Here is a 10,935-nt window from a genome sequence, read left to right as displayed (position 1 = left end):
CGGCCTTGTGGACCGGGGGCGGCGCTGGTGTCGGTGTGCAGGTCGCCTCTCGGCGAGTGGCGCGACGCGGCTCCAGCCGAACGGTATTCCGCGAAAGCGATATTAGGTGAGGCCCGGGGACACTGAGTCACACCGACACCCTCCACAACCAGCGAGGCCCCCACGTTGTTCCCCACGCTCACCCCTACCGCCAAGCATCCGTACGACGGTGACAGCGGCGGTGGCGCGGAGGCGACGGTGCGGTAGGGGTAACGGTCGTAGTCTGCGAGGCCGTGGTCGTGCGGTCGCGGCGGCAGTCGAAGTGGCTATCGTGCGGTCGCGGTGGCAGTCGCGGTCACGGCGGGCGGTCGCGCGGCGGCAGTCGCGGACGTGCTGGTGCTGGTGCCGGTGCTTTGCCTTTGCAAGATCGTGCTCGATCCTGGTTGTAGTGGCCACCGTTGCCGATCGAGGGGACTACAACCAGGATCGAGCGCGATCTTGGCCGCGGTGGGCGGTCGGCGGTCGGCGGTCGGCGGTCGGCGGTCGGCGGTCGGCCAATTACCGTTTCGCGAACGGGAACTGTCCAAGATCTCGGAAAAATCACCGCTCAGGCCAGGCAATCAGCTCCCCGGGACGCCCCAGGGGTGCGTCGGGGACCTCACCGCTCAACTGCTTGCCCGACCAGGAGGCGGAGACGCCGCTGGCCGGCACCCTTGCGGGTACCGGCCAGCGCTCGCCGTGGTCATGCCGTGCGGTGTCATGCGGTGGTGCGGTGGGTCAGCTGTTCCAGTACTGGGCGACGAGGTCGGTGGCCTGCTGCTCCCACTGGGCGTAGGCGTCCGGGTACGCGGAGACCTGCACGGTCTGCGCGGCTTCGGTCAGCGGCATGTCCTGCCACCCGTCAACCTGCTTCAGGCCCTTGAGGAACGCGGTGGTGGAGTAGGCCGGGTCGGTGATCTGCTCCGGCGTACCCCAACCGCTGGACGGGCGCTGCTGGAACAGACCCAACGAGTCGTGGTCGTTGGCGTCGCCGAGGTGGCCCAGGTTGTCCAGCTTCGACTCCTGCAGACTCGTCGCGATCGAGATCACCGCGGCCCGCTCCGGCAGACCGGCCTTCTTCGTGGCGGCGATGATCGCCTTGACGTTGGCGGTCTTCTCACCGGTGAGGTCGATGTGCGACTGCTCGCCCTGCGGCTTCGGCGCCGCGGTCTGCACGGCGACCGCGACCGGCTTGCCCTCAACCGGGGTGGCGGCGTGGGCGGCGATCGGACCAGCGAACACACCACCGGCGAACGCGAGACCAGCAACAGACAGGACGCTCTTACGCATGATCGTGTTCATGGGGGGTAGCTCCTTCGGGGGTAGGAAACACCCGACCGCCAAAGGGGGAACGGCGGTAACGGGTGTGAGCACCTCGTCCGGCGCTGCACTAACAAGGGGGAAAGTCTGTGGTGAGCGGCCCGGGGCTCGCGGCGCCGGCGTGCGACGACACACAAGCGGAAGGCCGTACCAAAGTCGGCGACCGGTGAGCGGGGGCTCGCGGCGCCGGGGTCCAGGTGTAACGACCCGGGGGGCCGGGGTCATTCCGGGGGCGGCCCATCCATCGGCACCCACGTGGAGGCGGTGGCCGGGCGGTCGTTCGTGGGGACTGTAACGACCGGACCGGGTCCCGCATTCCCACCCCGTGGCCGGGGCCGGCGGGCCGGTGGTCCTGCGATCGTCAGGGTATGTAACGACCCCGGCCCCGCCATGATTCCGGCCCACGAGTGCGCCCAGCCACACCCCACCGAAGCCCTAAACCCGACAAAGCGCCCACCCGGCGCGGCTCGGGCGACCCTCAAAGCGCCCTCACCCGCGTGATCCACTCGGGTTCACGGAAGTCGGGGCGTCCCGGACTCCCGGACACCCCGACTTCCGGGGGAACCCGAGTCACTCAAGGCGGACCAGCGCGCCAGCGCGGCGCAAAACGGACAAACTTCGGAGTGATGACGGCCGGGCCGGCGCGCCTGGAGCAGGGCGCTCGGATCGACCTGAGCGACATCGGGACTGGCGGGCGTTACCCTGACACCATGCAGGCCGTCTACCCCACCCCGACCGGCGTGGCCTTCCTGGCCCGTCCGGGTCGCCCTGCCGTGGTGGCGAGAACGCTCGCCGAGCTGGCCGGCCCAACCCGGGGTGTCGTCGAACTGCCCGTGCGGTTGATGTGGAGCGCCGAGCGCACCTTCGACCTCGGCGACCCTGACCAACTGCTCTGGATGTACGAGAACGTCCTCCGCGAGACCACCCGGGCCGAGGATCTGCGAGCGCTGATCAACGGGCGGACGCTGCGCCGGGTCTGGCGACTGCTCAACCTGCCCCGCGGCGTACGACAGGCATGGGAGAGCCGGCACCGCGGCCTGCGCGCGGCGTGATCCAGCCTCACCTGCACGAGTTCTACCGGGAGGTGGCCCGGGTGGCGCTGACCGCCGCCGGGCCGTACCGGTTCGTGTTGGGCGGTGGGGTGGCCTGGGCGGCGCACGGATTGGTCGCCCGCCCGACGGAGGACGTCGACCTCTTCGCCGACGTGGAGGGCGCTGCCGCGGCGGCGTCCGCCGGGGTGCGGGTGGCACTGCAACGGGCCGGCTTCAGCGTCACCGACGCCGACCCGGACAGTGAGCTGGCCGAACTGTTCGACGGGTACGGCCAGGACATGAAGGACTTCGTGGTGAGCCGCGACGGCCGGCAGATCCGGCTCAGCCTCGCCCGCTTGGACCGTCAGCAGAGTCCGGTGGTGATGGACCTCGGCCCGGTCATGGACGTCCGCGACCTGGTGGCCAACAAGATCGCGGCACTGGTCAACCGGCGGGAAGTGCGGGACTTCATCGACGTGGCGGCGGCGCTGGAACACTACGACGTGACCGAGCTGTTGGTGCTGGCACGGCAGGTCGATCCCGCGCTGGATCCGGCGGACGTGCGGGCCGCCGGCCGGTACCTCGACCGGCTGTCCGAGCAGCGCTTCGGTCGTTACGGCCTCAGCGCAGCCGACATCGCCCAGGTCCGCCGGCGCTTCGCCGCGTGGCCGCGCTGACCCGACCGCAGTCGACGAGCGCGCAACGGCATATCCGAGCAGTCCAGCGCCAGCCACCGGAACACGCGGCACCGCAAAGAGCAGCACTCGGATTCGCACGGCAACGGATCAACCGGCACACCGGATCGACCGGAGCACCGGAGCACCGGAGCACCGGAGCACCGGCGCAGAGCCACGCTGGGGCGGACACCCGAGCAGTGCCCGCCCCAAAGGCCATCTCACTTGGTCGGTCGACCGCCCGTGACCCCCAGGATTTCGCCGGTGACGTAGCTGGACTCCTGCGACGCGAAGAAGACGTACGCCGGGGCGAGCTCGGCCGGCTGGCCAGGACGACCCTCCGGGGTGTCGGTGCCGAACTGCTTCACCTTCTCCTCCGGCATCGTGGCCGGGATCAGCGGCGTCCAGACCGGGCCGGGGGCGACCGCGTTCACCCGGATACCCTGCTCGGCCAGCTCGGCGGCGAGGGCCTTGGTGAAGTTGGCGATCCCCGCCTTCGTGGTGGCGTAGTCGAGCAGTTGCGGCGACGGGTCGAACGCCTGGATCGACGCCGTGTTGATGATTGCCGACCCCTCGGCCAGATGCGGGATGGCGGCCTTGCAGAGCCAGAACATCGCGTACAGGTTGGTCTTGAGCACCCGGTCGAACTGCTCGGTGCTGATGCCGAGGATCCCCTTGTCCTGCGACATCTGGTACGCCGCGTTGTTGACCAGGATGTCGATCCCGCCCAGGTCGCGGACCGCTCGGTCGACCAACTCCTGGCAGTGCGCCTCGTCGGTGATGTCGCCGCGTACCGCGATGCCTCGCCGGCCGGCGTCCTCGACCAACCGGATGGTCTCCCGCGCGTCGGCGTCCTCCTCCTCGCTCAGGTAGGAGATGAGCACGTCGGCGCCCTCACGCGCGTAGGCGATCGCGATGGCCCGGCCGATCCCCGAGTCACCGCCGGTGATCAGCGCCCGCTTGCCGTCGAGTTTGCCGCTGCCCCGGTACGACTCCTCCCCGTGGTCCGGCTTCGGGTTCATCTCCGCGGTCGAGCCGGGCGCCGACTGCTGTTGGGCGGGCTGACCGGACTGCTGGCCGTACTGGCTGGTCGGGTCCTGCTGGGTGTGCTGGTCCTCGCTCACTGAAAACTCCTCGCCGCGCGCGGGACGCGGGGGCTGTCCCGCGATTTTCGTCCCTGACCGCCCTACCCCGCGCCGGTCTGCGGAAACCGTGACAACCGTCGGGGCTGGCGTGGCGGGAGTGACGGCTGCTGGTTATGGTGCGCAAGGCGCTCACGAGGCGCGTCCACCCCCATGGAAAGGCACGTCATGACCTCTCCCTCCGGCCCGTCGCGTCGTCAGGTGCTCGTCGCCGCGGCGGCGGCGACGGCCGCCCCGCTGATCGCCGCCGCGCCCGCGCAGGCGGCCGGCAGGCCCCGGCCGCGCACCTGGGACCTCACCCTCCTGGGCACGTCGGACACGCACGGCAACGTCTACAACTGGGATTACTACCGCGACGCCGAGTACGACGACAGCAAGCAGAACGACATCGGCGTCGCGAAGCTGGCGACCCTGATCAACCAGATTCGCCGGGAGCGGCGCGGCAAGGCGACGCTGGTGCTCGACGCCGGTGACACGATCCAGGGCACGCCGCTCGCCACGTACTACGCCAAGCAGGAGCCGATCACCGCCACCGGGGAGAAGCACCCGATGGCCCGCGCGATGAACGTCATCGACTACGACGCGGTGACGCTGGGCAACCACGAGTTCAACTACGGTCTGCCGTTGCTGGACCTGTGGATCCGCCAGCTCGGGTTCCCGGCCCTCGCCGCGAACGCCGTCAACGCGAAGACCGGCAAACCGGCCTTCCTGCCGTACGTCATCAAGAAGGTCTCCCTCGGTCTCGCCGCGCCGACCCTGCGGGTCGGCATCCTCGGGCTGACCAACCCCGGTGTGGCCATCTGGGACAAGGGCAACGTCGAGGGCAAGCTGCGCTTCGACGACATGGTCGCGACCGCCGCGAAGTGGGTGCCGATCATGCGGGCGCGTGGCGCGGACCTCGTGCTGATCTCCGCGCACGGCGGGGACAGCGGCACCTCCAGCTACGGCCCGGAGCTGCCGAACGAGAACCCGGTCGCGCTGATCGCCCAGCAGGTGCCGGGGATCGACGCGATCCTCTTCGGTCACGCGCACAACGAGGTCGTCGAGCGGTTCGTCACCAACGAGCGCACCGGTACGCAGGTGTTGCTGTCCGAGCCGTCGAAGTGGGGCCAGCGGCTCACCCGGATGGACTTCACCCTCGCCCGCGAGCACGGCCGGTGGACGATCACCAAGAAGGCCGCCAGCATGCTGAACACCAACACGGTGGTCGAGGACCCGAAGGTGCTCGCCGCCGTGCGGGCCCAACACCAGAAGACCATCGCGTACGTCAACCAGGTGGTCGCGCAGTCCACCGTCGAGTTGTCGGCGGCGGAGTCGCGCTACAAGGACACGCCGATCCTGGACTTCATCAACCACGTGCAGACCGAGGTGGTCGGCGCGGCGCTGGCCGGCACCACGTACGCGGACCTGCCGGTGCTGTCGATCGCGGCACCGTTCAGCCGTACCGCCGTCTTCCCCGCCGGGGACGTGAAGATCCGCGACGTGGCCGGCCTGTACGTGTACGACAACACCCTCGAGGCCGTCGTGCTCAGCGGGGGCGAGGTGCGCGCGTACCTGGAGTACTCGGCGAAGTACTTCCGGACCGTCGCGCCGGGCGCCCCGGTCGACCCGGAGCAGATCAGTGACCCGGCCGTGCCGGACTACAACTACGACGTCTTCTCCGGCCTGGACTACGACATCGACATCTCCAAGCCGGTCGGGCAGCGGATCACCCGACTGGTGCTGACCGGCACCGACACGCCGGTGGCCGACAACGCGCAGTTCGTGGTGGCGGTGAACAACTACCGGCGCAGCGGCGGCGGCAACTTCCCCGGCATCGTGAAGACCCAGGTCTACAACGCGCAGCAGGAGATCCGGCAGCTGCTCATCGACTGGGCGCAGGCCAGGGGAACGATCGACCCGGCCGACTTCTTCCATCCCAACTGGCGACTGGTACGCGAGGGCGTGCCGGTCTTCTGATCCCCGATCGTCGGCGGGCCGTGGGTGGCGACACCCGCGGCCCGCCGCGCGTTTGTCAGCCCTGCACGTTCCAGCGGACCGGATCCTCGGGTTCCGGCTGGTCCCGTCCGGGGTCGGTCTCGGTCAGGGCGACCCGCTCGTCGGGACGGACTGCGGGCGGCAACTCCCCGAAGCGCGCGTGCCGCAGGAACTCGTACTCGTCATCGGTGAACGACTGCTCGGCCATCGGCACCTCCTGTTGCTCCCCCGTCATTGTCCGGCGTGCGCGGTGTTCGGCACCAGGGTGACGTCACACCGCGTAGAGCATCCTAGGATCCTGGGTGAGCGATGGTGGGGCGTGGACGCCGGTCGGGCAGCCGGTCGAGCACCGCGAGGGCCGCCCGGATCGGCCGCCGTCGCAGCATCTCGGCGAAACTCGCCCGACCCTGACAGAACTGGACGAACATCCGCCAACCCGGTGGGGTGGCCAACAGCGCGTGGAACACCTCCGGCCGCCTGGTGAACACGTCGAGCAGCCGGAACCCCGCCCGCATCTCCGGCAGCAGACGCTCGGCGACCGCCCGCTCGTACCCGGCCAGATCACCACCGGCGACCGCCGCACCGGCCAACTCACCCGAGCGCAACGCGAAGCTGATGCCCTCCCGGCTCCACGGCTCCAGCAACCCGGCCGCGTCCCCCGCGACGAGCACCCGACCGTTGCGCAACGGCGAATCCTCCTCGCGGCAGCGGGTCAGGTGACCGGAGTCGTGCTCCGCCGGCAACCCGGTCAGCCCCAACCGGTCGACGAACCGCCGCAGGTAGTCCCGGGTCCCCTCCCCCGCGCCCCGACCGGCGATCACACCCACGGTCAAGGTGTCGTTCTTGGGAAACACCCAGGCGTACGAGCCCGGCATCGCACCCCAGTCCAGCAGCAGCCGCCCCCGCCAACGCTCCTGCTCCGCGGGCGGCACCGGAATCTCCAGCTCCAGACCCAGGTCCACCTGCCGGTAGCGCACTCCCACGTGCCGGGCGGTCACCCCCGACGACCCATCCGCCCCGATCACCGCACGGGCCGCGATCGTCGTACCGTCGGCCAACCGCAGGCGTACCCCCTCGGGGTTCGGCTCGATCGCGCGGACCGCGACCCGCTCGCGCACCTGCGCGCCGGCGGCGACCGCCGCCGCGCGCAGCCGGTCGTCGAACTCCTCGCGGCGCACCATGGTCACCACCGGACTGTCGTTGCGGCGGGTGAACTCCCGACGGCCGTCGCGGGTGAACGTGACCCGGTCCACCCGGTCGTGCGCCGGTACCTCGATCCGATCCTGGACCGCCGCCAGCGAGGTGCCGATCAGGCCACCACCGCAGGTCTTGTACCGCGGGTGCGCGGCCCGCTCGACAACCAGGGTGGACACACCCGCGCGGGCAGCGACGTAGGCCGCGGACAACCCGGCGGGGCCGGCGCCGACGACGACGAGATCCCAAATGATCACGAAAGCAGCCTAGGGGATGGCGAGGGTCCGGCCGCGCCGCGCAACCGCGCACCGCCGACCTGTTCTCGCACGGCTATCCTCGGTCGGTCCGCGCCCGCATCCCATCGCCGGACCGACCGCCATCCGGACGGGGAGTCGTACGTGGTCATCAACATCGACGGGCTCACCCTGCGGTACGGCGACCACGTCGTGGTGGCCGACCTCGCCCTCCACGTCCACCCGCGGGAGGCGGTGGCCCTGCGCGGCCCCAACGGCGCGGGAAAGTCCACCCTGCTGCGGTGCGTGGCTGGTCTGCACCCACCAGGCGCGGGAACCGTGACGGTGGCCGGTCCGCCGGTGGACGAGCGGGACGCGGGGTTCCGCCGCGCCGTGGTGGCGATGCTCGACGACGTCGCCTGGTATCCGTCGCTCACGGTTGGTGAGCACGTCGAGCTGGTTCGGCTCCTCAACCCCCCGGATGCCGGCACCTGGTGGGATCCGGCCGAAGTCGGGTGCGCACCCGGTGTGGGGCGCCGCTCTCGGCGCGGCTGCGGGCCCCGCCCTCGCCACCGGCGCGCTGCGCTCCTGCCGTCGCTCGTTCGTCCGCCACGACTACCCCCTGATCGTCACACCGCAGGGAGTGGTGCCGAGCGGACCACTGCTCTGGGTCGCCCAAGCGTTCGACGTGGCGCTGATCGGCACCCTGCCGGCCCTGACCGCGATCACCGCCGACGGCGTCGGCGGCACCGCCGTGGGCATTCAGGCCGTCGTGTCCATTGTCGTGCTGACCGCGTTCCTCACCGCGTCCGCGACGCGGCAGACCCGTGGACGTCTCGGTCGCTCCGCCCGCGCGGCCGTGACCAGAGCGGTGACCGTGGTGTGGCGGCTCTGAGCCGCCCGCTGCAGTCGCCCGCCGGCCGCGCCTGATCCCGCACCGCCCGATCGGGTGTGCATCTTCGGTCAGCGAGGGGGTAACCGGCGCACGGCAACCGCCGCACGACGGCGGACGAGCGAAGGAGGAAGCATGCAGCAGGTGCAACTGTCGGAGGCTGAGCAACGGGTGTACCAGGCGGTCACCACTCTTGAGGCACGCGGACAGGTGCCCTATCCGGACCTGATCGCCGAGGAGTCCGGGCTGACCGCGGAACAGGTGGGCAGCCCGCTGCACCTGCTCACCGAAAAGGGCCTGCTGCACCGCGAGGACTCACCGATGGCGGGTCTCGACTTCGGTCCCCGGTTCTGCGCCCGCCAGATGGCGTGACCCGCAGAACAAGCCGGGACGATTCGCCCCCCGGTGACCCGGGTAGGGGTCAACAATGCCTGATCAACGGTCAACGGGGGGCACGATGAGTGCGGCGCAACCGCCGCAGCCGGTGGACGCGGCCGCGAACCGACGACGCTGGCAGGCCGTGGGCGTCGGGCTGGTCGCCGCGTTCATGACGTTGCTCGACGTCAGCATCGTCAACGTCGCGGTGCCGTCCATCGACCGGGCGCTGCACGCCTCGCCCAGTGACCTCCAGTGGATCCTCTCCGGGTACGCGCTCACCTTCGGCCTGGCGCTGGTGCCAGCGGGCCGCTTCGGTGACGCCCGCGGCCGGCGCAACGCGTTCGTCTTCGGCATCGCACTGTTCACCCTGACCAGTGCGCTCGCCGGCCTCGCTCCCTCCCCGACCTGGTTGGTCATCACCCGCCTGCTCCAGGGCGCCGCCGCCGGCATCGTCAACCCGCAGGTCATCGGACTGATCCAACAACTCTTCCGCGGGCCGGAACGGGCCCGCCCGTTCGGGCTGCTCGGCGCCACCATCGGTATCTCCACCGCCGTCGGACCGCTGCTCGGCGGGCTGCTCATCGCCATCGGCGGCGAGGAACACGGATGGCGGTGGGTCTTCTTCGTCAACGTGCCGGTCGGCGTCCTCGCGGTGATCCTCGGCTGGCGCCTCCTGCCCGGCCGCCCCGCCGGTCAGCCCGGCTGGCGCCAACTCGACCCCGTCGGCGTCCTGCTGCTCGGTGTCGGCGTGGTCCTCGTCCTGCTTCCGCTCGTGCAGGAGCAGCAGTGGCGGACCCCCTGGAAGTGGGCGCTCATCCCGGTCGGTCTCGCGGTGCTGGTCGCCTTCGGGTTCTGGGAACGGCGATACGCACGCCAGCACCAGCCACTGTTCGACCTACGGCTGTTCAGCCTCCGGTCGTACACCCTGGGGTCGCTCATCGCGCTTGTCTACTTCGGCGGCTTCACCGCGATCTTCTTCATCTTCACGCTGTTCCTGCAGATGGGTCTCGGCTACAGCGCGCTCGTCGCGGGCCTGGCGATCACCCCGTTCGCCCTGGGTTCGGCCGCCGCCGCCGTGCTGGGTGGCCGCATCGTCAACCGCATCGGCCGACCTCTCGTCGCCATCGGTCTGCTCACCATCGTGGTCGGTCTGGCCGCGACGGTTGTCGCCCTGCGCCTCGCCCCGGACGACCCAGCCCCCTGGGTCACCGCCGGTCCGCTGCTCGTCGCCGGCATCGGCAGCGGGTTGGTGATCGCACCCAACCAGACGATCACCCTCGCCGACGTCCCGGTAGCACAGGCGGGCAGTGGAGCGGGCATGCTCCAGACCGGTCAGCGGATCGGCGCCGCCGCCGGCATCGCCGCCGTCGGCTCGGTGTTCTTCTCATCGCTGGCCGACAGCCGCGGCAACTGGACCACGTCCTTCGAACGGTCGCTCCTGCTGGCCACCGGCATCATCGCACTCGCGCTGGTCTGCGCGCTTGTCGACATCCTCCGCACCCGCCGCCAAAAGACCTGACAACACCAGGGGTACGCCGCTGGCCGGCGCCCCGGGGTGCGGGGCGCCGGGTGCCGGGTGCCGGGTGCCGGGTGCTGGGTGCCGGGTGCCGGGTGCCGGGTGCTGGGTGCTGGGTGCCGGGTGCCGGGTGCCGGGTGCCGGGTGCCGGGTGCCGGGTGCCGGGTGCCGGGTGCCGGGTGCCGGGTGCCGGGTGCGGGGTGCTGGGCGGTCGGCAGCCCGGGTTTGTGGGGCACCGGGCAGATGTCGGTGTCGTGCTCGGATGGCGGTCGACCTTGCCTGCGGCGAGATCTTGGACAGTTTCCGTTCTCGCGTAACGGAAACTGTCCAAGATCTCCGAGGATCCGCCGGTCGGGCCGGGGCTGTCACCCGCCCGACACGCCCGGCAGGCGCCACGCACCCCATCCGCGCACGCCCAGCAGGCGAGAACGCCGCTGGCCGGCACCCCGAGTTGCGGGGGCCGGCCAGCGGTCGGTGTCGTGCGGGTGGTGCTGGTGCGGTGGTGTCGTGGTGCGGTGGTGTCGTGGTGTCGTGGTGTCGTGGTGTCGTGGTGTCGTGGT

11 protein-coding genes and 1 pseudogene are annotated in these 10,935 nt (G+C 70.8%); 7 read left to right on the top strand and 5 right to left on the bottom strand.

Annotated elements, in window-relative coordinates; all coding sequences use genetic code 11:
* Nucleotides 1–756: 756 nt before the first annotated feature.
* Nucleotides 757–1,320 carry a hypothetical protein gene (locus tag AB0C25_RS30920; protein WP_357377819.1) on the bottom strand — a complete coding sequence of 188 codons (564 nt, stop codon included), beginning with the start codon at nucleotides 1,318–1,320 and terminating at the stop codon, nucleotides 757–759.
* 728 nt (nucleotides 1,321–2,048) lie between these two features.
* On the opposite strand from AB0C25_RS30920, the gene AB0C25_RS30915 reads away from it, so the two are divergent.
* Together AB0C25_RS30915 and AB0C25_RS30910 are read left to right on the top strand one after the other, a co-directional pair.
* On the top strand, nucleotides 2,049–2,390 hold the full coding sequence (locus tag AB0C25_RS30915) for a hypothetical protein (protein WP_357377817.1): 342 nt from the start codon (nucleotides 2,049–2,051) through the stop codon (nucleotides 2,388–2,390).
* Nucleotides 2,387–3,046, top strand: coding sequence for a nucleotidyl transferase AbiEii/AbiGii toxin family protein (locus tag AB0C25_RS30910; RefSeq protein WP_357377815.1), 660 nt, complete (start codon nucleotides 2,387–2,389; stop codon nucleotides 3,044–3,046). The genes AB0C25_RS30915 and AB0C25_RS30910 overlap by 4 nt, the downstream gene beginning before the upstream one ends.
* Before the next feature lie 218 nt (nucleotides 3,047–3,264).
* Here the strand turns inward: AB0C25_RS30910 and AB0C25_RS30905 are convergent, their stop codons facing one another.
* Nucleotides 3,265–4,167: an SDR family oxidoreductase gene (locus AB0C25_RS30905; RefSeq protein ID WP_357377813.1), complete on the bottom strand. Its 903-nt coding sequence runs from the start codon at nucleotides 4,165–4,167 to the stop codon at nucleotides 3,265–3,267.
* A 186-nt stretch (nucleotides 4,168–4,353) separates the two neighbouring features.
* On the opposite strand from AB0C25_RS30905, the gene AB0C25_RS30900 reads away from it, so the two are divergent.
* A complete protein-coding gene (locus AB0C25_RS30900) occupies nucleotides 4,354–6,144 on the top strand; it encodes a 5'-nucleotidase C-terminal domain-containing protein (RefSeq protein WP_357377811.1) in 1,791 nt (596 codons plus the stop codon).
* A gap of 55 nt (nucleotides 6,145–6,199) precedes the next feature.
* Here AB0C25_RS30900 and AB0C25_RS30895 read toward each other — a convergent pair whose 3' ends face one another.
* Together AB0C25_RS30895 and AB0C25_RS30890 are read right to left on the bottom strand one after the other, a co-directional pair.
* Nucleotides 6,200–6,370 (bottom strand): hypothetical protein, encoded by a 171-nt coding sequence (locus tag AB0C25_RS30895; RefSeq protein ID WP_357377809.1) that lies wholly within the window; start codon nucleotides 6,368–6,370, stop codon nucleotides 6,200–6,202.
* Between the two features lie 82 nt (nucleotides 6,371–6,452).
* A complete protein-coding gene (locus AB0C25_RS30890; RefSeq protein ID WP_357377807.1) occupies nucleotides 6,453–7,613 on the bottom strand; it encodes a geranylgeranyl reductase family protein in 1,161 nt (386 codons plus the stop codon).
* Here AB0C25_RS30890 and AB0C25_RS30885 point away from each other — a divergent pair.
* The 4 genes and pseudogenes from AB0C25_RS30885 to AB0C25_RS30870 form a co-directional block, all read left to right on the top strand.
* A pseudogene (locus tag AB0C25_RS30885) lies at nucleotides 7,503–8,027 on the top strand (ATP-binding cassette domain-containing protein); the annotation flags it as partial. The gene AB0C25_RS30890 and the pseudogene AB0C25_RS30885 sit on opposite strands and share 111 nt — an antisense overlap.
* Nucleotides 8,028–8,070: 43 nt before the next feature.
* Nucleotides 8,071–8,484, top strand: coding sequence for a hypothetical protein (locus AB0C25_RS30880; protein WP_357377839.1), 414 nt, complete (start codon nucleotides 8,071–8,073; stop codon nucleotides 8,482–8,484).
* Nucleotides 8,485–8,616: 132 nt separating this feature from the next.
* The gene (locus AB0C25_RS30875; protein WP_091397890.1) at nucleotides 8,617–8,853 is read left to right on the top strand and encodes a hypothetical protein; all 237 of its coding nucleotides are present in this window, start codon (nucleotides 8,617–8,619) and stop codon (nucleotides 8,851–8,853) included.
* Between the two features lie 55 nt (nucleotides 8,854–8,908).
* Nucleotides 8,909–10,378, top strand: coding sequence for an MFS transporter (locus AB0C25_RS30870; protein ID WP_357377805.1), 1,470 nt, complete (start codon nucleotides 8,909–8,911; stop codon nucleotides 10,376–10,378).
* Nucleotides 10,379–10,740: 362 nt separating this feature from the next.
* Here the strand turns inward: AB0C25_RS30870 and AB0C25_RS30865 are convergent.
* Nucleotides 10,741–10,935: hypothetical protein (locus AB0C25_RS30865; protein ID WP_357377803.1), on the bottom strand; the 195-nt coding region annotated here is incomplete at its 5' end.

Origin of the sequence: Micromonospora sp. NPDC048839 (genome assembly GCF_040649915.1) — a bacterium.
Taxonomy (GTDB): domain Bacteria; phylum Actinomycetota; class Actinomycetes; order Mycobacteriales; family Micromonosporaceae; genus Micromonospora.
This window is presented reverse-complemented; position numbering and strand designations above follow the sequence as displayed.